This window comes from Mycolicibacterium anyangense (assembly GCF_010731855.1).
Taxonomy (GTDB): domain Bacteria; phylum Actinomycetota; class Actinomycetes; order Mycobacteriales; family Mycobacteriaceae; genus Mycobacterium; species Mycobacterium anyangense.
In genome coordinates, this window is the sequence record NZ_AP022620.1 from 3,539,117 (window position 1) to 3,561,414 (window position 22,298).

General features: G+C 62.8%; 21 protein-coding genes and 5 pseudogenes. 16 read left to right on the forward strand and 10 right to left on the reverse strand.

What is annotated here, in order from left to right:
• Positions 1–104: 104 nt before the first annotated feature.
• The 9 genes and pseudogenes from G6N35_RS16745 to G6N35_RS16780 form a co-directional block, all read left to right on the forward strand.
• Positions 105–326 (forward strand): annotated as a pseudogene (locus tag G6N35_RS16745) (thiolase C-terminal domain-containing protein); the annotation flags it as partial.
• Positions 316–525: pseudogene (locus tag G6N35_RS27380) on the forward strand (ABC transporter permease); the annotation flags it as partial. The pseudogenes G6N35_RS16745 and G6N35_RS27380, both read left to right, overlap by 11 nt.
• A 77-nt stretch (positions 526–602) precedes the next feature.
• Positions 603–1,880, forward strand: coding sequence for an MCE family protein (locus G6N35_RS16750; RefSeq protein ID WP_163807731.1), 1,278 nt, complete (start codon positions 603–605; stop codon positions 1,878–1,880).
• Positions 1,877–2,902 (forward strand): MCE family protein, encoded by a 1,026-nt coding sequence (locus tag G6N35_RS16755; RefSeq protein ID WP_163805271.1) that lies wholly within the window; start codon positions 1,877–1,879, stop codon positions 2,900–2,902. The genes G6N35_RS16750 and G6N35_RS16755 overlap by 4 nt, the downstream gene beginning before the upstream one ends.
• The gene (locus G6N35_RS16760; RefSeq protein WP_163805272.1) at positions 2,902–3,984 is read left to right on the forward strand and encodes an MCE family protein; all 1,083 of its coding nucleotides are present in this window, start codon (positions 2,902–2,904) and stop codon (positions 3,982–3,984) included. Before G6N35_RS16755 ends, G6N35_RS16760 begins: the two co-directional genes overlap by 1 nt.
• Complete coding sequence (locus tag G6N35_RS16765; RefSeq protein ID WP_179967372.1) at positions 3,984–5,408, forward strand: MCE family protein; 1,425 nt, start codon at positions 3,984–3,986, stop codon at positions 5,406–5,408. The genes G6N35_RS16760 and G6N35_RS16765 overlap by 1 nt, the downstream gene beginning before the upstream one ends.
• A complete protein-coding gene (locus tag G6N35_RS16770; RefSeq protein ID WP_163805273.1) occupies positions 5,405–6,757 on the forward strand; it encodes an MCE family protein in 1,353 nt (450 codons plus the stop codon). Before G6N35_RS16765 ends, G6N35_RS16770 begins: the two co-directional genes overlap by 4 nt.
• Positions 6,757–8,466 carry an MCE family protein gene (locus G6N35_RS16775; protein WP_163805274.1) on the forward strand — a complete coding sequence of 570 codons (1,710 nt, stop codon included), beginning with the start codon at positions 6,757–6,759 and terminating at the stop codon, positions 8,464–8,466. The genes G6N35_RS16770 and G6N35_RS16775 overlap by 1 nt, the downstream gene beginning before the upstream one ends.
• 13 nt (positions 8,467–8,479) lie before the next feature.
• Positions 8,480–8,980: an Rv2253/PknI dimerization domain-containing protein gene (locus tag G6N35_RS16780; protein WP_163805275.1), complete on the forward strand. Its 501-nt coding sequence runs from the start codon at positions 8,480–8,482 to the stop codon at positions 8,978–8,980.
• Between the two features lie 3 nt (positions 8,981–8,983).
• Here G6N35_RS16780 and G6N35_RS16785 read toward each other — a convergent pair whose 3' ends face one another.
• From G6N35_RS16785 to G6N35_RS16795, 3 genes are all read right to left on the reverse strand, one after another.
• The gene (locus G6N35_RS16785; protein WP_163805276.1) at positions 8,984–9,439 is read right to left on the reverse strand and encodes an Rv2576c family protein; all 456 of its coding nucleotides are present in this window, start codon (positions 9,437–9,439) and stop codon (positions 8,984–8,986) included.
• Positions 9,440–9,441: 2 nt separating this feature from the next.
• The gene (locus tag G6N35_RS16790) at positions 9,442–9,900 is read right to left on the reverse strand and encodes a hypothetical protein (RefSeq protein ID WP_163805277.1); all 459 of its coding nucleotides are present in this window, start codon (positions 9,898–9,900) and stop codon (positions 9,442–9,444) included.
• A gap of 168 nt (positions 9,901–10,068) precedes the next feature.
• A complete protein-coding gene (locus G6N35_RS16795) occupies positions 10,069–10,704 on the reverse strand; it encodes a TetR/AcrR family transcriptional regulator (RefSeq protein ID WP_163805278.1) in 636 nt (211 codons plus the stop codon).
• A 107-nt stretch (positions 10,705–10,811) separates the two neighbouring features.
• Between G6N35_RS16795 and G6N35_RS16800 the strand changes: the two genes are divergently transcribed.
• The 3 genes from G6N35_RS16800 to G6N35_RS16810 all read left to right on the forward strand — a co-directional run bounded on the left by G6N35_RS16800 (position 10,812) and on the right by G6N35_RS16810 (position 13,958).
• Complete coding sequence (locus G6N35_RS16800) at positions 10,812–11,855, forward strand: Rieske 2Fe-2S domain-containing protein (RefSeq protein ID WP_163805279.1); 1,044 nt, start codon at positions 10,812–10,814, stop codon at positions 11,853–11,855.
• Positions 11,852–12,940, forward strand: a complete 1,089-nt coding sequence (locus G6N35_RS16805; protein WP_281357016.1) for an NAD(P)H-dependent amine dehydrogenase family protein — start codon at positions 11,852–11,854, stop codon at positions 12,938–12,940. Before G6N35_RS16800 ends, G6N35_RS16805 begins: the two co-directional genes overlap by 4 nt.
• A 289-nt stretch (positions 12,941–13,229) precedes the next feature.
• Positions 13,230–13,958, forward strand: a complete 729-nt coding sequence (locus G6N35_RS16810; RefSeq protein ID WP_246224336.1) for a nitroreductase family deazaflavin-dependent oxidoreductase — start codon at positions 13,230–13,232, stop codon at positions 13,956–13,958.
• Between the two features lie 156 nt (positions 13,959–14,114).
• On the opposite strand, the gene G6N35_RS16815 is transcribed toward G6N35_RS16810, so the two are convergent.
• The 5 genes from G6N35_RS16815 to G6N35_RS16835 all read right to left on the reverse strand — a co-directional run bounded on the left by G6N35_RS16815 (position 14,115) and on the right by G6N35_RS16835 (position 19,880).
• Positions 14,115–15,197: an aromatic ring-hydroxylating oxygenase subunit alpha gene (locus G6N35_RS16815; protein WP_220098509.1), complete on the reverse strand. Its 1,083-nt coding sequence runs from the start codon at positions 15,195–15,197 to the stop codon at positions 14,115–14,117.
• A gap of 171 nt (positions 15,198–15,368) precedes the next feature.
• Positions 15,369–15,635, reverse strand: a complete 267-nt coding sequence (locus G6N35_RS16820; protein ID WP_163805281.1) for a hypothetical protein — start codon at positions 15,633–15,635, stop codon at positions 15,369–15,371.
• A gap of 109 nt (positions 15,636–15,744) precedes the next feature.
• Positions 15,745–17,352 carry an FAD-dependent oxidoreductase gene (locus G6N35_RS16825; protein ID WP_163805282.1) on the reverse strand — a complete coding sequence of 536 codons (1,608 nt, stop codon included), beginning with the start codon at positions 17,350–17,352 and terminating at the stop codon, positions 15,745–15,747.
• A 585-nt stretch (positions 17,353–17,937) separates the two neighbouring features.
• Positions 17,938–18,258, reverse strand: coding sequence for a ferredoxin (fdxA, locus tag G6N35_RS16830; protein WP_163805283.1), 321 nt, complete (start codon positions 18,256–18,258; stop codon positions 17,938–17,940).
• Between the two features lie 29 nt (positions 18,259–18,287).
• Positions 18,288–19,880 (reverse strand): phytoene desaturase family protein, encoded by a 1,593-nt coding sequence (locus G6N35_RS16835; RefSeq protein ID WP_163805284.1) that lies wholly within the window; start codon positions 19,878–19,880, stop codon positions 18,288–18,290.
• Between the two features lie 100 nt (positions 19,881–19,980).
• Here G6N35_RS16835 and G6N35_RS16840 point away from each other — a divergent pair, with 100 nt between their 5' ends.
• The 4 genes and pseudogenes from G6N35_RS16840 to G6N35_RS16845 all read left to right on the forward strand — a co-directional run.
• Entirely contained in the window at positions 19,981–20,574 is a 594-nt protein-coding gene (locus G6N35_RS16840; protein WP_163805285.1) for a TetR family transcriptional regulator, read from the forward strand.
• A gap of 22 nt (positions 20,575–20,596) precedes the next feature.
• A pseudogene (locus G6N35_RS27825) lies at positions 20,597–20,716 on the forward strand (IS30 family transposase); the annotation flags it as partial.
• Positions 20,706–20,861: pseudogene (locus G6N35_RS27770) on the forward strand (IS30 family transposase); the annotation flags it as partial. The pseudogenes G6N35_RS27825 and G6N35_RS27770, both read left to right, overlap by 11 nt.
• 7 nt (positions 20,862–20,868) lie before the next feature.
• A pseudogene (locus tag G6N35_RS16845) lies at positions 20,869–21,156 on the forward strand (integrase core domain-containing protein); the annotation flags it as partial.
• Positions 21,157–21,418: 262 nt separating this feature from the next.
• On the opposite strand, the gene G6N35_RS16850 reads toward G6N35_RS16845, so the two are convergent.
• Together G6N35_RS16850 and G6N35_RS16855 are read right to left on the reverse strand one after the other, a co-directional pair.
• Entirely contained in the window at positions 21,419–21,790 is a 372-nt protein-coding gene (locus G6N35_RS16850) for a SpoIIAA family protein (RefSeq protein ID WP_163805286.1), read from the reverse strand.
• Positions 21,791–21,832: 42 nt separating this feature from the next.
• Entirely contained in the window at positions 21,833–22,243 is a 411-nt protein-coding gene (locus tag G6N35_RS16855; protein ID WP_163805287.1) for a hypothetical protein, read from the reverse strand.
• Positions 22,244–22,298 lie beyond the last annotated feature (55 nt).

Sequence of the window (22,298 nt, forward strand, 5' to 3'; positions counted from 1 at the left end):
TCTTTTCTGCCTCTGGGGCGGCGGTTCCGGGGAGAGGGTTTCCTGCATTGTTGATGATTGGTCGTCTGCCGTCGCACTTGCCGAGGTCAGAGTCGGACGTGTCCGGTGGCACTTTGCCGGCGAATCCGAGTGGCGGCCTGAAGGCCAAGGGCCATCTGCTCGGTGCGACCGGGGTGGCTCAGTGTGTGGAGCTCTTCGACCAGCTGCGTGGTGAGGCCGGCAATCAGGTGGACGGCGCACGAATCGGACTGGCCCACAGCATCAGTGGGCCGACGGCGGTCGCCGCGGTCGCGATCCTGAAGAGATCTGATACCGATGCCTGTTAGGGGAGCAGATCGTTGGTCGCCGGGCATTGCGCTGAGTAGTGCGGCTGGTCCGATGCAGGCCATTGGTGGCTTGTTTGCTATGTCGGCGGATGCGGTGCGGTTTGTGTTTCGCAAGCCGTTTCAGTGGCGGGAGTTTTCGGAGCAGTCGTGGTTTGTGGCGCGGGTGTCGTTAGCGCCGACGTTGTTGGTGGCGATTCCGTCTCCGTCATCCTGCTGGTATCCCTGGCCATCTACGGCTCCAACGGCAACTTCAACCTGTCCGGATCGGGAGATGACGTGACACGCAATCTCGGTCCGGGTCCGGCCGACCGATCCGAAACCGAAACCCATGCAGCGCCGGTTGCGGCGCGAACCGGCGCAAGCTTCGGCGCAACCGGATGGGCACGGCCGATTGCGGGTCTGGCCACGGTCGTCCTCGTGGTCGCTATCGTCGCGGTTGCCGTCGGTCTCTTCCGCGGCGACTTCACCAAAACCGTTCCAGTGACCGTGATCTCCGATCGGGCGGGACTGGTGATGAACCCCGACGCGCGCGTGAAGATGCGCGGTGTCCAGGTCGGCAAGGTGGAATCGATCGAGAGCCGCGCCGACGGCACCGCGGCACTGCACCTGGCGATGGATCCCGCGCAGCTGCGCAAGATCCCGTCGAATGTCGTCGCCGACATCGCGTCCACCACAGTTTTCGGCGCCAAGTACGTCAACTTCCAACCGCCGGCAGACCCGTCGCCAAAGCCGATGTACGCCGGTCAGGTCCTGCAGGGCCAGCACGTGACGGTTGAAATCAACACCGTGTTCCAGCAACTCACTCAGGTGCTGAACAAGATCGACCCGACCCAGCTCAACGCGACCCTCGGTGCCCTCTCGGAGGCATTCGCCGGGCGTGGCCACAGATTCGGCCAGACCATCGCAGACTTCGACGAACTGTTGGCCAAGATGGAGCCCAGCCTGCCGAACCTGGCGAAGGACATCGAACTGTCCGCCCCAGTGTCGTCGGCCTATGCCGATGCCGCACCAAATCTGGTCAAGACCGTGCAGAGTACCAACAAAGTCAGCGACAGCATCGTCGATGAGCAGCAGAACCTCGATAGCCTCCTGGTCAACATGATTGGGTTGGCCGACGAAGGCAACGAGGTGCTCGGCACCAACCAGCCGGCCCTGAGCAAGGTGCTTCATCTGCTCGCGCCCACCACGACGTTGTTCAACGAGTACGCACCGGCGATCGACTGCACACTCAAAGGCATGAACTCGATCCGACTATCACCGCCCCCGGTGGATCCCGGCTTAGCAGTTTCGGTTGCCTTCACCCTGGGCATCGAACGGTATCGCTACCCGTCGAACCTGCCTAAGGTCGCCGCCTCGGGCGGTCCGCAGTGCATGGGCCTGCCCTACATCGGATACGGCAAGAAGTCCAAATACCTGGTGACCGACGTTGGCGCGAACCCGTGGCATTACGGCAACCAGGGCATCCTGCTGAACTCCGACGGTCTCAAGCAGCTGTTGTTCGGACCGTTAGACGGGCCACCGCGCAACACTGCACAGATCGGGCAGCCGGGATGATGAGCACCACAAGCACACTCGTCAAGTTCGGCGTGTTCGCGGTGGTGATGGCGCTCCTGACCGCCTTTCTGTTTTTGACCTTCAGCAACTACCGCAGCGGTTCGACCTCCGGATACTCGGCGGTGTTCGCCGACGCATCCCGGCTCAAGGACGGCGACACCGTGCGAGTCGCCGGCGTCCGGGTCGGCACGGTCAACAGCGTTGACCTGCAACCGGACAAGACCGTTCTGGTCACGTTCGACGCCGACCGCGACATCGTCTTGACCACAGGAACCCAAGCGGCCGTGCGCTATCTGAACCTGACCGGCGATCGTTATCTGGATCTGATCGACGGCCCCGGCTCCACCCGCGTGCTGCCGCCGGGATCCCAGATCCCCAAGGATCGCACGCAGGGAGCGCTCGACCTGGACCTCCTACTCGGCGGGCTGCGGCCGGTGATCCAGGGACTGAACCCGCAGGATGTCAACGCACTCACCGCTTCACTGATCAATGTTCTACAGGGTCAGGGCGATACGCTCGACTCGCTGCTCGGCAAGACCACATCGTTCTCGAATGCGTTGGCCAACAACAGCCAGACCGTGGAGCAATTGATCGACAACCTCAAGGTGGTCGTCGACACGCTCGCCAAGGACGGAGACAAGTTCTCCGGGGCCATCGACAAGCTGGAGCAGCTGATGACCGGCCTGTCGCACGATCGCGAACCGATCGTTACCGCGATCACCCAGCTGGACAACGGAACTGCCTCTCTGACCAGCCTTCTCAACGAGGCTCGTGCTCCGCTGAAGGGCGATATCGACGAGCTCAATCGGCTGGCGCCACTCATGGACGACAACAGGATCGTTCTCGATAGAGGGCTCCAGCGGGGGCCTGACAACTACCGCAAGATGGCCCGGCTCGGCGCATACGGCGGCTTCATCATGTACTACATCTGCGGCCTGTCCATCCGCGTCACTGACCTCCAGGGACGGACCGCAGTCTTCCCAACGATCAAACAAGAATCCGGCAGGTGTTCGGAGCCATAATGCTGAAATACCGAGCTCCAAACCTGTGGCGCGCCGGCTTCCTCGGCGCGGTATTGATCCTCCTGGTGATCGCGGTGGGCCTGCAGCCCGAGCGGCTATTCCAGCTCGCCACGTCGGTGCGTCACCAGGCGCTGTTCACCGAAGCCGGCGGGATCACCGTCGGCAACGACGTGACGCTGTCCGGCATCAAAATCGGTTCGGTGAACGATGTTTCGCTTGACAACGGCGACGCCCTGGTCACCTTCACCACCGCGGGCAAATATACGCTGGGCTCGCAGACCGCCGCCCACATCCAGACCGGCTCGCTGCTGGGTGAGCGCGTCCTCACCCTGGAATCCGCGGGCAGCGGGACCCTCCGTGCCGGCGACGTCATCCCGACGACGCGGACGTCCTCGCCGTACTCACTCACCGACGCCGTCAGTGACCTGACCACCGACACCGCCGGCACCGACACCTCGTCACTCAACCAGTCGCTGGACACACTCTCGGACACCATCGACCAGCTCGCCCCAAAGTTGGGACCGGCATTCGATGGCTTGAGCAAGCTCTCGCGGTCCCTCGACAGCCGCAACGAGAACCTGGCCGGTCTACTCAAGAGCGCCGCCGACGTCACCACGGTGCTGGGGCAGCGCAGTCAGCAGCTCAACACATTGATCCTCAATGCCAACTACCTGCTCGGTGTGCTGAACGACCGCCGCGAGGCCATCGTCGACCTGCTGGCCAACACCGCCGCGGTCTCAGCGCAGCTGACGGGTCTGGTCCACGACAACGAGGACAAACTGGCGCCAACCCTGCAGCGGCTGAATTCCGTTGTCGCCGTTCTGGAGAAGAACAAAGACAACATCGCAGCGATGCTGCCGAACGTGAAAAAGTTCATCCTCACCGAAGGCGAGACGCTGGCCAACGGCCCCTACTACAACGCCTATGTGCCCAACCTGCCACCGGCGGGTCAGCTCCAGCCGTTCCTGGATTATGCGCTCGGCTTCCGGCGCGGCGTCAACGCAGGCCAGCCGCCCGACACTGCGGGCCCGCGCGCCGAGCTGCCGCTGCCGTACAACGGTATTCCGGAAGGATCCCGCTGATGAGCAAGCGTAGGGCCAAGGTGCTCTCGGTCGTACTGGCCGGCCTCCTAGTGGTCGGGACCGCGGTACTGGTGCGCAACATCTTCTTCGGACCGAAAACCATCTCCGCGTTGTTCACCACCGCCACCGGCATCTATCCCGGCGACGATGTACGGGTGTCAGGCGTCAAGGTCGGCACCATTGATGCGATCGAGCCGCAAGGCACCCAAACCAAACTGGTGCTGCACATCGATCGCGATGTGCCCATCCCCGCCGACGCCAAGGCGGTGATCGTGGCCCAGAACCTCGTCGCAGCCCGCTACGTTCAACTGACCCCGGCATATCGGAAGAACACTGGGCAGAAGGAGATGGCCGTCGACACGCTGATCCCATCGGACCGCACCGCGATCCCGGTGGAGTGGGACGAAGTCAAAGAACAGCTCACCCGACTAGCCACCGACCTCGGACCGCAGAACGGTGTATCGGGAACCTCGGTGTCGCGCTTCATCGACAGCGCGGCCAACGCACTCGACGGCAACGGCGACAAACTCCGCCAGACCATCACCGAGCTCGCCGGAGTCTCCCGAGTGTTGGCCAACGGCAGCGGCAACATCGTCGACATCATCAAGAACCTACAGACCTTCATCACGACCCTGCGCGAGAGCAACGAGCAGGTGGTGATGTTCCAGAACCGGCTGGCGACGCTGACCAGCGTGATCGACGGCAACCGGTCGGACCTCGACGCCGCACTGAAGAACCTCTCGGTGGCCATCGTCGACATACAGCGATTCGTCGCGGGCAGCCGGAACCAGACCTCCGAGCAGCTGCACCGGCTGACCAACGTCACCACCAACCTGCTCAACAACAAGATGGAGATCGAGAACCTTCTCCACATCGCCCCGAACGCATTGGCCAACGCGTACAACATCTACAACCCGTCCACGGGCAGCGCGGTCGGACAGTTCGTCCTCAACGACTTCTCCAACCCGACCGAATACATCTGTGGCGCAATCGGTGCCATCGAGAACACCACCGCCCCGGAAACGGCAAAGCTGTGCAGCCAGTACCTCGGCCCCGCGCTTCGCCTGCTGAACTTCAACTACCTACCGATCCCCGTCGATCCCTACCTGATGCCGGCCGCCGCGCCAGACGAGCTCATCTACTCGCAGCCCAATCTCGCGCCCGGCGCGGGTGGACCGACCCCGGACATTCCACCGCAGCCGCCCCACCACTCGGCATACGAGGGCGTGCTGCCTGGACCGCCGGGATTCACCGGACGTGCCCCGGGAGAGGCGCCTCCAGGTGCTGCCCAGCTTCTTCCGGGCGGATCGCCGGCAATACCGCCATCGGTGATCTCGTCGCTGCCCAGCATGCTGAACCCGGCGGCCGCGCCCGGCCCAGCGCCTAGTCCGCCGATGGCCGCGGAAGCAGGAGGGACGCCATGATCGGCGGAAAGTCGTTGCGACGAGCAGTGATCGTCGGCTCATGTGTTGCGGTGACCAGTAGTGCATGCGCCTTCCAAGGCGTCAACTCACTACCACTGCCCGGCACGGTCGGCCGCAGCTCCGACGCCAGCATCTACCACGTCGAGATCGCCAACGTGTCGACCCTGGAACCGAATTCACCGGTGCTGATGAACGACGCCGTCGTCGGCAGCGTGCGCAAGATGACGGTCAAGAACTGGCACGCCGACGTCGAATTCTCGGTGAAACCCGACGTGGCGGTGCCGGCGAACGTGGTCGCGAGCGTGGGCCAGACCAGCCTGCTCGGCTCGATGCACCTCTCGCTGAATCCGCCGGTCGGACAAGCCCCCAACGGCACGCTCACCCCCGGCGCGACGATCCCACTCAACGCCTCATCGACCTACCCGACCACCGAGCAAACCCTGGCCTCACTGGCGGCGGTTGTCAACGGCGGCGGACTAGGGCAGATCGGCGACGTCATCCACAACTTCAGCACCGCGGTCAACGGCAACGAGGCCGCATTCCGTGACCTGATCACCCGACTGGACACCTTCGTCGGAACCCTGGACAGCCAGCGCGACAACATCGTCTCAGTCATCCAGTCACTGAACCGGATGGCATCGACGTTCGCCGAACAGCGCGACGACGTCGCGGCGGCCCTGCAGAAGATCCCACCCGCAATCGACGTGCTGATCAAGGAAAGGCCCACGCTGACAACAGCGTTGCAGAAGCTCGGCACCTTCAGCGTCACCGCCAACACACTGGTCAACGAATCGCAGGCCGACCTCGTGGCGAACCTGAAGAACCTCGAACCGGCCCTCAAAGCGTTCGCCGACGTCGGCCCCGACCTGGATGCGCTGATCGAATACGCCGGCCATTTCCCCTTCACACAGAGTCTGATCGACCGTGCGATCCGGGGTGACTACTTCAACCTGTTCGCAACCATCGACCTGACCATCCCGCGCCTGAAGCGCACCCTGATGCTGGGTACCCGGTGGGGAGATGCCAATGCGCAGGTGATTCCCGCACCCGGTGACCCGTACTACCTGAACTACACCTACGACCCGCTCAAGACCGGGGTCACACCCCCACCCCCGGACGGCATCGACGACAACCCGGCAGTGGCGCCCCCGCCCGCCGCGATCGCCGCCGCGGGCCCGATCCTGCCGCTGGTGCCGCCGGCACCGATCGCGGCGCCGGACACCCAGATCTACACCCGGGAACAGCTGACCGCAACGGGCGTCCAACCGATCTTCGCCGGACCCTATGGGGGACAAGCTAATCCGCCGGCAGCGACGCCGCCGGCTCCGCCGACGGGAGGGGGCGGCTAATGCTCACGCGTTTCGTCCGGACTCAGCTGATCATCTTCACGGTCGCCTCGATTGTCGGTGTGGCCATCATGATGTTCGCCTACGTGCAGCTCCCGACCCTGCTGGGGTTGGGCCGGCTCACCGTGACCCTGGACCTGCCGGCCACCGGTGGCCTGTACAAGTTCAGCAATGTCACCTATCGGGGACTGCAGGTAGGCAAGGTCACCTCGATCGAGCTCACCGACAACGGTGCTCGGGCGACGCTGTCACTGGACACCTCGCCGAAGATCCCTGCGGACCTCAAGGCCGAGGTCCGCAGCATGTCCGCGGTCGGCGAGCAGTACGTAGAGCTGTTGCCGCGTAACGACAAAGCGCCCTACCTGCAGGATGGCTCCGTCATCCCGGTCGGCAACACCGCGATCCCACAAGCGGTGGGCCCGATGCTCGACCAAGTCAGCAAGCTGGTGGACAGCATCCCGAAGGACAAGCTGAGTCAATTGCTTGGCGAGACCTATCAGGCTTTCAACGGGACCGGCTACGACTTTGGTTCGCTGGTGGACTCCGGGGCGACCATCACCCGGGACGCCAACGCAGTCTCCGACAACACCCGCGCCCTGATCGACGACGCACGACCGTTCGTAGGGGCACAGGAGATGACCACCGACTCAATCCGGACCTGGGCACAGAGCCTGGCCGGCATCACCGAGCAGGTGGCCAACAACGACCCGCAGGTCCGGTCGATCCTGCACGACGGCCCCGGGTTCGCACAGGAAACGTCACAGCTGCTCGAACAGATAAAACCAACACTGCCAGTGCTCTTGGCGAACCTCACCACGTTCGGTCAGATCTTGCTGACGTACAACAAGTCGATCGAGCAATTGATGGTACTCGTTCCACCATTCGTCGCCCAGATCCAAACCTACACACAGTCCAGCAATCCCGCCGGCATACCCAACGGTGAGTTCTCGCTGGGACAGGCTGACCCGGCTCCCTGTACCGTCGGGTTCCTCCCGCCATCCTCGTGGCGTAACCCCGCCGACACCTCGGTGATCGACACCCCGGACGGCATGTACTGCAAGCTGCCGCAGGACTCCCCGATAGCCGTTCGCGGCGCACGCAACTATCCCTGCATGGAACACCCGGGTAAGCGGGCGCCGACGGTGGAACTGTGCAACGATCCCAACGGTTTTCAACCGATCGCACAACGCCAACACGTGACCGGTCCGTACCCGATCGACCCCAACCTGGTCGCCCAGGGCATTCCGGTCGACAACCGGGTCCTGCCCGATTCCAACATTTTCGGGCCCCTCCAGGGCACTCCGTTACCACCGGGGGTGCCCACACCACCGCCGGGAGCGGCGCCAATCGACCAACCACCACCGAACTTCGCTGGCACCGGGCCGGGACCGCTGCTTCCTGGCCAACCGATCTATCAGACCCCGCCGGTCAGTCCGCCAGGGCCGGAAGGCAATATCGGCCCCGACCCGATCAACGAGCCGGGTCCCGGCAACATGTTGCCACCGGACCTACAACCGCCACCACCGCTGGACCCCGCTGTGCCGCAAGTTTCTCCGAGCGCTTACACCCCGAACGGCCAAAAGGTACCGGCACTGCAGGTCGCCAAGTACGATCCGCGCACCGGGCAATACATGGGCAGCGACGGAACTCTCTACCGCCAGACGAACTTGGCCAAGCCGGCAACGACGTGGCAGGACATGTTCCAAAGCTGAAAGGGGTCTGTCGATGCGCACACTGCAAGCGCTGGTCGCGATTGCGGCGGCGACCTTCGCTGAGATTTGTGGCGCCACACCCGCGGTGGCCGACCAGAATTGGGGCATCGACGGCACATTCGCCACGTCATCCAACGGGGAATGGGCAAAGGTCAACCAGCGGTATCAGGACCAACCGTCCGAGCGCCAGACTTGGACGATATCGACTCAATGTATTTCGCCAACCGAATGCACCGGAACCGTACAGAGCGATGCAGGCTGGACGGCGCCGATCTTCACCACCAACGGCATCTGGTACCTCAAGCGCACCATCCCGAACTGGCGATTCTGCGCCGACGGAGCGGCGATCGAAGGATTTCAGGAATACCACCTCTATCCCGTCGGCGCCGACGGCCACGTCGATATCGCATCGGACGAATACACCGGCACGAATCGCGTCATCGGTCCAAGTGGATCGTGCGGCCGTAATCAATGGCCGGTGATCGAGATGCCGTTCTACATGAAAAAGCTGTAGCCGCTACCAATTGCGCAACGAACACAGCGCGCCCCTTGGCCCGCTGTTTCGCTTCACCACTTGGCCGTTGATCTCCATCGTGCAATTGAACCCAGCGGCCGCCTTCGGCAGCGCACCCGTGGCCTGGACGAGCACCAGGCCCCACTGAATCGGATCGGTCAACGTGGACTCTAATACCCACGGCTTGCTGGGCCCGACGGTCGCCTCGGCGTTCGGGCTGAAGACATACGGGTCGTGGCTGTAGTCCGAGAAGGTCGGCGGATCGGTATCCCGGTAATAAATCTCGGCGATCACCGGTTTGTCGGCGGTGACGGTGTAGCGCACGTTGAACATCTGTGGCGGGGGAGGAGTCGGATCGACTCCCGGCGGCGGGTCGTCGGCGAGCACCGGTGAGGCGAAAGCAGTTGCGATGCAAGCAATGGCGAGGGCGATGGCAGACGTGTTTGAAGCGAATCGCATAGTCAAATCCGGTTCAGGCTGAACGGGTAGCTGAAACTGCCGCCGGGGGCGCCGTCACAGCCGGCATCGAACGTCGAGACCATCGATCCGGCAAGTGTGTTCGCGTCCCAGGTGTATACGTCATGGGTGGGAACGGTTGGACCGTAATAGATATCGCCGCACCGCAACCCGAACGGGTCGTCGACGGTAAAGTTGTACTGACCATTGACCAGATGCGCATCACCGACGCTCTGCACTGCCTTGGCGATCGGTCGCGGCAGCGTCAGGATGTGAATGCAATGGGCAATGTTGTTGTTCTGGTCGTCCTTACACGGAGTCACCGCCGACCAGACCCAGGTGTGAAAGTCCCTGCGGTCGGGGATGATCAGCTCGTAATTGCCCAGGTACATCTCGGCGGACGCCGGCGGAGCGAGCGCCACCGTTGCCGCCACCACCGCAGCGGTGATCACAAGGGACTTCACGCTGATATCCTCCCTGGCGCGGCGACGAGTGACGGAGCTTCGATTGTCGCACGCCGTGGATGCCTCGGGGTCAACATCACCAAAAGGCCGGTGCCCCAGGGTCTGTGGGTAAGCGCACGGTTGCGGGGATGATGGAGGTCTCGTCGATAGGCCCGCGGGCCGGCGGCTCTAGTTGTGAGACGTATCGAGGTACGCGGCGATCGCGTTCGCCAAGCCCTCCCGCGCTTCGTCAATATCGGCATAGCTGCCCAGCGTTTTCTCTGACACCAGGCCACGCATCGCGCCTGGAATGAACGAGGCCACCTGGTGGACTCGCTGAGGATCGACCTGCAGGTCAGCAAAGGCCTTCTGGCAGGTTTCGTGCCAGCTGCGACCCCAGGAGCGCAACTCAGCCGCAGTGGCGGGATAAAGCCGGTCCAGATCGGCCGGATCACGAGGGAGGGCGGCACGAAGGTTTTCGATCGCTCGGGAGTCGGGCGCGTCGAGTCCTTTGTACAAGGTATTGATGATGTCGGCGACGCGCTCTTGCACCGACTGAGCGGGATCCGCACCGGCGAACTGGACGAAGAGGTGGGCCCTACGCTCGGCGGTGTGGTGCAGGACTGCGGCCCAGAAGCCATCAGCGTCTCCGAATTGATACTGGACCGTTCCCCACGTCACCCCGATGTCTTTGGCGATGCGATTCGCGGATACGGCAGCGGGATCACCGGTCGCCAGGGCTGCCACGGCGCCATTCAGCATCGCCTCGCGAGTCGCCTGACCCCGACGGTTCGAAGTCCGACCCGCGCTGTCCGGTTCAGCCATACCCCGCATCCTAACCCGCCGTCCAATATTTTTCGTTGACGGATCTATGAATATTTCATAGGGTGCTCTAGGAATCGCGAGACTCGTTGAGAGAGGGGTTTATCGGCATGGCCAAACCGCCACTATCCATGAAGCCGACGGGCTGGTTCCAGGTGGCGTGGTCCGACGAGATCGGCGTCGGCGAGGTGCACCGCATGCGGTACTTCGGTCAAGACCTCGTGGCATGGCGAACCGCGAGGGGCGAACTCACCGTGATGCACGCGTACTGCGAACATCTAGGCGCCCACCTTGGGTTCGGCGGGCATGTGGTGGGCGAGGTGATCCAATGCCCATTTCATGGGTGGCAGTGGAGCACCGAAGGTCGAAACGTCTGCATTCCGTATGAATCAAGACCCAATCGCGGGCGCCGCATTCCGACCTATCCGGTCGTGGAACGCAATGCATCAGTGTACATTTGGCACGACGTCGATGGCCGAGAGCCGTTCTTCGATGTACCCGACGTCTTCGCCAGCTTCGCGGACGGGTCAAGCATCGAGGACTACTACCCCCAGCAGCGCCTGTTCGAACAGGGCCACGAAATGCACCCGCAGTATGTACTGGAAAACGGCGTCGATTTCGCCCACTTCAAGTATGTGCACGGCACGCCGATCAACCCGATCTTCACTCGCCATGACTTCGATCAACCGGTGTCATTCGTCGATTTCACCATCACGTTCGAAGGCGACGATCAACAGGTTGTCGATGACGTACACAGTGGTGTAGAAGCCATTAATGCAGGCCTGGGCATCGCCGTCACCAAGAGCTGGGGGATGATCGATAATCGAACGATCTCCTGCATCACCCCTGTGGACGACGTCACCTCCGACGTCCGGTTCATGGTCTACATCGGCAAACCGAAACGCGAGGTGCGCGACCCAGAACGCGCACGGATCAAGGCCGAGGGGTTCGGCCTCGACGTGATCAGACAGTTCCGCCAGGACATCCACATCTGGTCACATCAGCGGTACTCCGATCCACCGGCGTTGGTGAGTTCGGAGGTGACCGGGTTCACGGCAATCCGCCAGTGGGCCAAGCAGTTCTATCCAGATGGCATCGGCGGCAGTGCTGCCGACGTGTACGCAGCGCTAGCGAAAGGCGGAAGTGACAAGTGAGCAACAGTCAACCCATTCGGGTATTCCAGGTAGCCACCGGAAACGTCGGCTCGGAAATGATAAAGCGCATCGCGACCCAACCCGACCTCGAACTGGTCGGCGTACATTGCTACTCACCGAGCAAGGTAGGCAAAGACGCCGGGGAACTGGCTGGGCTGGCGCCCAACGGTGTCATCGCCACCGGCTCCATTGACGACATCATCGCCGCCAAACCCGATGTCCTGACCTTCCACGGCGTCTTCCCCGATGAAGATCTCTACGTGAAGGTCCTCGAGGCGGGCATCAACATCGTCACGACTGCAGATTGGATCACCGGGTTCCACCGCGACACGAATCATCCGCATCCGTCCGGCAAGAAAGTTACCGAGGTGCTGGCCGAGGCCTGCCGCCGGGGGGGTGTCAGCTTTTACGGCACCGGCATGAATCCAGGCCTCAACCAAATTCTGGGTGTGGTCGCCTCCGCGGACGTCGCCGAGATCGAGAACATCGTGACCATCGAGTCGGTCGACGTGTCATGCCATCACAGCAAGGACACCTGGATCGAGGTGGGATACGGTCTGCCCGTTGATGATCCGAGCATCCCCGGTAAGCTGCGCAAGTATACTGAAGTGTTCGCCGACTCGGTGTACATGATGGCTGACTGCTTCGGTTTGACGCTCGACGACGTGAAATTCGAGTATGAGCTCGGCGCCTGCACCAAGGACGTCGACCTCGGGTGGTACACGTTGCCCAAGGGGTCTTTGGGCGGCAATTACATCAAGTACGTGGGCACCGTCGATGGCGTGCGCAGGGTCGAGACACATTTGGAGTGGCAGATGACTCCCCACACGGACCCCAGCTGGGACATCAAGGGCTGCTACATCACTCAGATCAAGGGCGACCCCTGCATCTATAACAAACACATGATCTTCCCGAAACCCGGTGTGGACCTGTCTAATCCGGACGAATTCGCCTCGATCGGTATGACGGTGACCGGAATGCCCGCGATCAACGCCATCAAAGCTGTCGTTGCCGCGCCGCCGGGGCTACTCACCAGTGCCGACCTGCCGCTGCGCGGTTTTGCCGGCCGGTTCAAACTCGACTGAGGAGACGCAGGTCGCGCTCAGCTGGACGGCTGATCGAGCTGAGCGCGGCCCACTCGACGCAAGCGGTTCCTGCGCCGCGAGGAACTCGGCGGTGTAAGGGACTGCCACCGACATCCCCTATCTCGGTAGCACGGTGTCCGATGCGTGGGAGAAGACGGGCGCTTAAGTGCGGCGCACAGTCAGGGGTTACTCGGGACCGACATAGCTGCCGCACCGGTGTGCGAATGCCGAACGTCGGTGGCTCGGCTGCCAGTGCCGGTTGCCCGCCTGCCAAGCTGAGCATTGGGGTTTGGGTGATGGGATCGAGATCCGCGAACTACTGGGTGTGCGGGTCCAGCGGCGTCGATCGGGATACCTTTCGACGACATCGTCCTGCACGGCATTGCCTTTGGGTGCGCACACGTCCACCGCATCGCTGACCAATCCGCACAAGTTGCGCGCCGTTGCCGGGCAACGTGATTACCATCTAGCCGTGATGCTGCGACGGTTCAGCCCCTATCGGGGTAGGCGTCTGCGCTGGGACGAGGCCCTCTTCGAACGCATGGCCATGACCCGGGTCGCATCCTACCTTGGGCAACGCGTGGGGCCGCGCTTTGACAAGGCAGTGATACCTAGGACGAACGGCCGACTGAGCACGATGGGGCTCAACAAGATCGGGATCGTTACGACCGTCGGCGCCAAGTCCGGCCGGCTCCGCCGGCAACCGCTGGCCTTGATCAACGATGGCCGAGGTCTCCTGGCGATCGGGTCCAATTTCGGCCGCGAAAAGCATCCTGGGTGGAGTTCGAACCTGCTCGCGCACCCTGATTGCACCGTCGAGCTCAGCGGTCCGCCTGTCCGTCATCGAGCCGAACTCCTGGCGGGAGCCGAGCGTGACGCAGCCTGGGCGACGGCCAACGACTTCTACGCCGGCTACGAGAACTACCGCAGAAACTGCGCGCCTAGGCAGATCCGAATCTTCCGGCTTCAGCCGTCGACCGACGACCGCCGTGCTGAAGCAAGCCGCAGCGAGGTCTAACTCCGCTTCGACCCGTGTGGCGAATCAGCAGAAGACGTTCCGCGCCGTGGCTATTCGGTCTCAGCGACGAGTGCACCGTACTGCAGCTCTCGCGCCGCACCGCCGAGGTTTCGTCCCGGCCGCCAAGAGCCGTGTAGCGTTTTCGGTTGGCGATGCTCAGTCGATCGCGGCTAGGGCGCTGGCGAGTACGGCGTCGTAGGAGCGGTGGACGTTGGCGATGGCAGGCTCGTTGCGGCCGACTAGAAGCTCCGGCAGGATGCCCGACGCGAGTGTGACTTGGGTCTTGGCGGCCGTCGGAAAGTCCTCACTGGCAACGATGTTGAAGAGGAACTCGTTGAGCATCTCCGCCCCTGCCCGGCTGGTGTCATCGAGCGGCTGCCAGCTGTAGCTGGAGAATCGAAATTCAGATGTGCCCGGAGTCGGCCCCGGATCCAACCGCGTCAGCGCGACGAGTTGGGCGGACACGACGAGTCCGGCGCTGGGGAAGATGTTGTAGATGAACTGCAGATGGTCGAACGGCTGCCACTGATCTTCGGCAGTGGTGAGGAGCTCTCGTGCGGCAGGTGATATCGCCGTCATTCGGTGGTTGTAGCCGTATTGGCGATAAAGGCCGGTGTTGCCGATGTTGGCCGGCCCGACGCTGTCTTTGTGGAGGTAGGCGACATGGTAGAGCTCGAATCCGGTGTCGTTCGCCAGTTTCCAGTTCAGGTCCACGGTGCTGGTGCGCTCAGCCACTAGGTGAAGTGTCTCGAAGTTGAAATCGGCCAGTTCAGGCCCTAGGTCGGCCAGCGAAGCGTCAACGTCGATGGATTCCCCCGGGGTGGGGACGACGAACAGCATCCCGTGTCGTTCGGCGCTGGGCAGCTCGACAAGGCCGTTCACGCTCTTGTCGATCTCGCCGAACGTGGGCGCATGAGCCACGCCCACCAGTGCCCCTCGCAAGTCGTAAGACCATGCGTGCCAAGGGCAGACTAGCCGCCGCGCCTTGCCACACCCCTCGGCCACGGCGGTGCCTCGGTGTCGGCAGGCGTTGAGGAAGGCATGAAATTCACCCTCCCGATCACGGGTCAACAGCACCGGCACACCGGCAACCGTCTGCGTCCGGTACTGCCCCGCGTCGATGTCAGTACTCATCCCAACAACCTGTGGATAGTGCAGGAACAGGGCGCGGCGCTCATCCTCGTGTCGCTGAGGGTCGAGGAACCTATCAGCCGGCAACGACGTCACCGACTCGCTCATCGCCGTGGTCCCCGCGGCATCGTGGTGGAGGAGATCCTTCAGAGCGCCAATCATCTCACTTCGTTGCATTGACACACTCCCATCGTTAGCATCGGGCACCAGCCGCAAATTGCGGACCTGACATCATCACGTCTGTATTGACATTAGCCTGACGCTGCCGGCAGGCGGCTGTCAAGCGCGGACCCGCACCAGCTCCGCGGTGGCCTCGACGTTGAACCGTTGGGCTAGCGGTGGGTTCCGGTATATCAGCGGTGGAATCAACGTGGCGAGGTGGATGATCGCGCTGGGCGCGACGCCGGAAACCAATTGGCGCACTTGCTCGGGATCGGTGGGATCGGCCCAGCGCGCCTCGACCCCTTTCGGTAGGTCCGCCAGGGCTTTCCGGTTGGCTCCGGTGTCCAGATCGGTTGCGAACGACGCGGCGGTTATCGGCGGCAAGCTGGCGCACGGTGGCCGAACCTACGACACCGAATGCGCCTGTGACGAGCACCCAGTCATGCATGAGCAAGCCTGTCGTGGTCCGCGACGGCGGCGTTGGGGCCGTGCATCAGCGCCGGACCGCGGAAAGCATGTCATCGACTGAGACGAACTTGATCCGAGGCCGCGAGCGTGACTTACCGCGATCGCGTTCGGCGACGTCGATAGTCCGCCAGTCGCGCCAGTCCAGTGTGGCCACCCCGCGATCCGCCAGCAGCACGCTGAGCTCGCCCCGCGGGGGAAGCTCGGCGGCCAGGACGTTGGCGTCAAAATCCTCCCAGAGACGTTGAACTGTCTGCGTGGCGCAGGTCCGGTTGGTGCCAATCACGCCGCGCGGACCGCGCTTGACCCATCCGGTGACGTAGGTTCGCGGTACGCGAGCACCGTCGTGTGTGACCACGCGTCCAGAATCGTTGGGTATGGTGCCACTGATTTCATCAAAGGGCAGGCCCGGGATCGCAGAGCCGCGATATCCAGTCGCACGCAGGATTATCGATGCTGTGACAAATTCGGCTTCTCCTGCTGGATCGCTGGCGGCGATCCAAACGCCTTCGGCGTGCGTTTCACCCTCGATCTTCAGTGGCGGTGCGTGGAATCGGAAGATGATGCGCTTATTGCCGGGAGTTGCCCTGCGCAATGCACGTTCGCGCATCGCCTCCAGCTTGAGAACCGTCTCGATGCCGTCCTCAGGCGCTGGATTCAAATCGATGCCCTCGATCAGGACGTCAACACCGGGTAGATGAGTCAGAGCGTTGAACTCGCCGACCGAGAAGGCGGCATGGCGCGGGCCACGCCGTCCCAAGATAACGACTTCGCGAATATCACTGCGGACCAGAGCATCCAAGGCGTGCTCGGCGATATCGGTTGAGGCCAGGACCTCTGCTGACGTGAGCAGGATCCGAGCCACATCCAAAGCGACATTGCCGTTGCCGATGATGACGGCGCGCTCGCCGGATAGATCGTAGGCGCGGTGCGCATGATCGGGGTGACCGTTGTACCACCCAACGAACTCGGAGGCTGCGTGGTGCCCGGACACTTGTTCGCCGGGGATTCCGAGCTGCCGACTCTGCTCAGCGCCGACTGCGTAGAGCACCGCGTGGTGGTGAGCTAGGAGCTCATCGTGGGTGATGTCGCTACCGACTTCGACGTTGAAGCAGCATCGCAACCGCGCGTTCCCAAAGGCTCGGTCGAACACTTTGGTGACGGATTTGGTGTGCTGGTGGTCCGGTGCCACGCCGGCACGAATCAGTCCAAAGGGCGTGGGCAGTCGGTCGAGCAGATTTACCTCGACGCCGTCGACCGCGAGCAGCTGTTCGACGGCGTAACAGCCGGCTGGGCCTGCGCCCACCACCGCGACGCGCAGTACGCCCGGTTCGACGCGGCCGTGCCCGGTTGGCGCGTGCGATCGGTCGGGCTCAAGCGGGTGCTGTTCGAAATACCGTGCGTTGATGTCGCGGAATATTTCGAGACCTTGCGGCAGATCATCTTCGTAGTACACCGCGTCAACAGGGCATTCCTCTTGGCATGCACCGCAATCGATGCACGTGGCGGGGTCAATGTAGAGCATGTCAGTGCCCGTCAACTCACCTGCACCGGCGACTGGACGGATGCAGTCGACGGGACAGACAGGCACGCAACTGGCGTCCTTGCAGCAGTTCTGCGTGATTACGTAGGCCATAGCCGTGCACCTCGTGAATAGGTGGACATGTGTCCAGTATAGCCGGGGTCCTTGGTGCGGTTCAACCGTGCATCGAAACAGGCTCATGTACAAAGACTTCAGTGGTTTTGAGAAGATGTCGGACTCGAGCTTCTGGTTCATGTGTGGACCACCGGTTGGCACCCTGAGTGGACAGGTGTCCGGAAATGATGTCGCACTGCATACGGCACGCTAGCTCTGCTGCGCCGCCGCAGTCACTCCGCCGTGGAGTTGGATCAGCGTGGCGCGGCGGACGACACCGCCGCACAGTGGCCTACCGCGAAGTCCGGCCCGGCCGACTTCCACGACACCTGAATCAGCCTCATCGGCAGTCTGTTTGGCCGGGTGATGCGCTCAAGCACGTCGCTCAGTTTGTTGTGACGACCGCCGGTAGGAAGGCGCTGTGTTCGGTCCGGAAAAGAGATCGGAGCAGAGGAGCGCTGGAACTTCCATCCGCTCGTCGGAAAGACGACCGCCAGCGTGGTCCGCTCAACGTTCGCTGTCGTCACGGAAGCACAGGCCGCGGCGGTGATGTGCGGTTGCGCATCACCACCGCAGCGTTGTGGGCTAGTGCTGTCGTGCCGGCAGGGATTTGATCGGCTCCGGATCGTGTTCGATGACTCCGAGTTTCGACGCACCACCAGGTGAGCCAAGGTCGGCGAAGAAATCGACGTTGTACTTCGTGTACTGACTGAGCTCCTCAGGCACGTTTTCATCGAAGTAGATCGCATCGACCGGACAGACCGGCTCGCACGCGGCACAGTCGACGCACTCATCGGGGTTGATGTAGAGCATGCGAGCACCCTCGTAGATGCAGTCGACGGGACACTCTGCGATGCAGGCTTTGTCTTTGATGTCAACGCAGGCTTCGGCGATGACATAGGTCATGTGTCAGACTCCTGAAAGTTGTTGTCTCGTTAGGCCGGCGCCGAGGTTCGGGTGTTGAGCGCCTCGACGGCAGCAGTGCCGCCATTCCAGCCGGGCATTCCGGTGACTCCGGGGCCGGGGTGGGTGCCTTGCCCGCACAGGAACAGATTCTTCAGCGGCGTGGCGTATTTGGATTCGCCGGGCGCCATGCGGTTGTCCCACATCTGCATCGGTGACAGCGTGCCGTGGCAGAAGTCGCCGTTGTGGGCGCTGAACGCGCTGTGGAAGTACCGATCGGACATGGTTACTCGGTCGATGATCCGCTCGGAGAATTTCGGCGAGTACTTGTCAATCGAGGCGATGCAGGCGTCAGTGTAGGCGTCTTTCAGCGTGCGGTGTGTGTCCGGGTCGAGTCCGTACGGGAAGTATGGCGCGTAGATCGTGGCGCTGTGATAGCCCTCGGGTGCCAGAGTGTGGTCCACCATGCTGGGTAGGTACAGGTAGCAGATGGGCTTTGACGGACAGACGTTGAAGCGGTACTCGTCCCACCCGTCGGCCACGTACTCCGCTGACGGTAGATAGGCCAGCGTGGGGCAGGTGTGGCCTTCGTCCTGGACGTAGGGTTCAAGCCACTCGACGAACTCAGGCTCTCCCTCGATGGTGAGGTGCGCCTGCAGATAGCCGAGGTCGTAGTTGATCTCTTTGATCTTGCGGATGAACTCGTCGGGCAGGTAGTCGTCGCCGATGAGCTCGCGGAACGTGGTGTGTGGGTCCAAGCTCGACAGGACGATGTCCGCCGAGATCTGCGTTCCGTCTCGCAACGTTACGCCGGTGGCGGTGCCGTTGACGAGATCGATCGATTTCACCGCGGTGTTGAGGCGCACTTCGGTGCCCATTGATTCGGCGCGACGCTGCAGCGCCGAACTCAGCGAGCCAATACCGCCGCGAGGCATCAAGATTCGGTCGCTGGCTTCCCCGGGGCTGCGCAGCAGGTAGTGATAGAGCATTGAGGTTCCCGAACCGGGTGTCCAGGGGCCGCCGTCAAATCCGTCGATCGACATCGCTGCCATCGATCCCTGGATCGGGTCGCCGACGCCCTTGGGCAAGAACCGACGGACGGTGTCCATGGCGCTGCCAAACCACATCTGCGCGAAGTCCCGACGCGTCTGGGGGTCGGTCTGCTCGGCGATGACCTCGAAGATGCTCATGGTCGGATCGAATCGAGCCTTCTCGAAGTACGGCTCGAATCTCATGAGATGGGCGAAGAACTCGCCCATCTTCATGGCTACCTCGGGGTTGTGGTCTTCGAGCATGTGCCGAGCCATCCGCTCGGGGTTGTTGTACATCACGAACGGGGTGTCACCCGGGTCGCCGAAGGTGCACGCCGAGGACCACTGCTCGACCAGCTCGAAATCCCAGTTCGTCAACTCGAGACGCTCGGTCATCAGTTCTGACCAGACGAGGACTGCCCAGGCGCCGACGCTGTGTTTGAATCCATCGAAGAGCTGCCGTGTGGCGGCCATGCCGCCGACGAACCGAGCTCGCTCAAGTACCAGCACCCGCGCACCCGCCTTGGACAGTACGTTCGCTGCCGTAAGGCCATTGTGACCTGCACCGATGATGATCGCGTCGTAATCCGCCATACTGTTCTCCCTCAGTCGTCGAGTGAGCCATCAGAATGTCAGAAGTGACATTAAGGTGTCAACAGTGCTGCAGCGTGTAGGTGTGCCATATGCTCAGGCGATGACGAGCAGTACCGCACGCAGCGAACGGACTCGGCACGCCTTGATCTCGGCGGCGTTGCGGCGATTTCTCAATCATGGGGTTGCAACCACCTCGGTTGCTGACATCGCCGCCGATGCCGGTGTGACGGAGAGAACCTTCTACCGGTACTTCCCGTCGAAAGAGCATATTCTCTTTAGCGATTACGACGCTCGGCTGGACTGGTTCCGCGCGGCGTTGCGCGTCCGTCCACCTCGTGAGCCGATCATGGCGTCGGTGCGCACTGCTGTCGAATCGTTTCCCTATGACGACGCTCTACGGGAAGTGGCTGAACTACGCACCCGCGAACTACAGATAGACACAATCAACGCGCACTTACGCCGGGTGCAGGCCGACTTCACCCACGAGATCGTGCAACACCTGCGCCGGCTCCGACGGACGTCGAGCGGTGATGACGTGCTCGACACTCTGCGAGATCAGCTGCAGGCGCAGATGATCAGTTCAGCGATGTTCACCGCCCTCGATGTCTGGTTGGCAACGGGCGCCGGCGACTTCGAGGCGTTAGAACACCTCATCGATTCCGCTCTCGGGATCATCGCCGAAGGCGTGCAGTAAGCGCACCACTGGATGTTCGGCGGATGCCATGCGCATCAGCCACGAGGCGATCTACCAATCGCTCTACATTCAGGGGCGTTGCGCGCTCAAACGTGAACTGGTCTGGTGCCTGCGCACTGGCCGTGCCCTGCACCGATCTCGCCCGATGGTCCGCCGAGGAAATCGAGGCCGTCGCTCACACACTCAACGCCCGACCGCGCAAAACTCTGGGCTGGAAGACACCGGCCGAAGCATTCAACGAAGAGCTACTCTTGCTTCACCAAGCCGGTGTTGCATGCACCGATTGAATCCGGTCAATTCCGGTCACGGAGGTTCGTCCAAGCTCTGTTGCACAACGGATTACACGGATCGATGGGACGTGTCGGGGCGTGCGGAGACAATGCCGCCATGGAGTCGTTCTTCGCCCTGCTGCAACGCAACGTTCTGGACCGCACGCGATGGGCCACACGAGCCGAACTACGAATGGCAATCGTCACCTGGATCGAGCGGACCTACCACCGCCGCCGGCGCCAGCGCACACTCGGCAGGCTCACCCCGATAGAGTTCGAACTGCTCCACACACCGGTTGCAACCGCGGCCTGAAATTCACACCCCGCGAGTCAACTGAACCCGGGGCAGTCCCATCGTTGTAGATGGCGACGTGCACGCCCTCGACGGCGTGCAGCCAGTCGTGAGAACGGAACTGAGATCCGAATCAGGTACGCACCAACACTTCGGCTGCACCAAGGTCGACTGCGCCGAGTTCCCCAGGCTCGGCTACCAACACCTCAACCATGGGCGCCTGCCATCTTCGGCGAGGAAAATGTCTGGCCGTCGCCGTCCCGGCACGCGGAATAGCGGAGAATCAGCCCGCCGCCCACTGTTTGGCGCGCTCGAGTTCGTCGAGCCCGAACACCGCACACTCACCGGGGACGAGCCACGCCAACGCATGCAACGTGATCGCCACCCAGTCCTTGTCGGTGACGATCGCGATGCGCTTGAACGCCGCGTGATGCGGATACACCGTGCCGAAGCCGAGTTTGAGATCCTCGACCAGACCACCGGGACCGAAGCCCTCGTAGTCGTGGTCGATCACCTCGACGATCCGGATCGCGCCGCCGTCGGCGAGCTGTTTGTCGATCAGGGGCCGGAAGTCCTGCAGTTCGGCACCGCTCAAGGTCCCCGATACCCGGAAGCCGGTCACCCCAGCGGGCATGTCGGCCAGCACTTCGATCATCGTCGCCTCCCTCCGCTGTCCAGGGTAGGAGGCAGGCAGTGATCAGGCGGCGGAGATTCGAAGCCGATTCTGGATGCCGCGCAGCGCGGCCTGAGCCTGTGGCCGAAGGTCCTGCTCGGGTGTCACCGGGATCAGCGTCACCCCGTCGGCCACCCCGGCGACGAACAGGTCGGTGACCATCCCGGCCAGGCCGTCCACGGTGCCGGCATAGTGCACCGTCGACTCACCGGCGTGCCCGGAGATCGCGGTCAGCGCGGCCCGGGAGTCCTCGGCGACGGCGACGGCCACGTCGAGCACCACGGGCACATCGGCGGGCAGCCGCCGCCGGCGTCGTTGCGCCTCCTGCAGGTCAGCCGCCCGCAACCGGACGACGGGACGGCCGCCCGCCGTCAGTTCCGTCCATTCCCCCACCGCGTCGGTGATGAAGACCCGCGGTTTCCGTGACTCCGGCATGATCGCCACGCTAGGGGCCGTCGCCCGGCCCGCAAACGGTTGCATTCATCCGGAC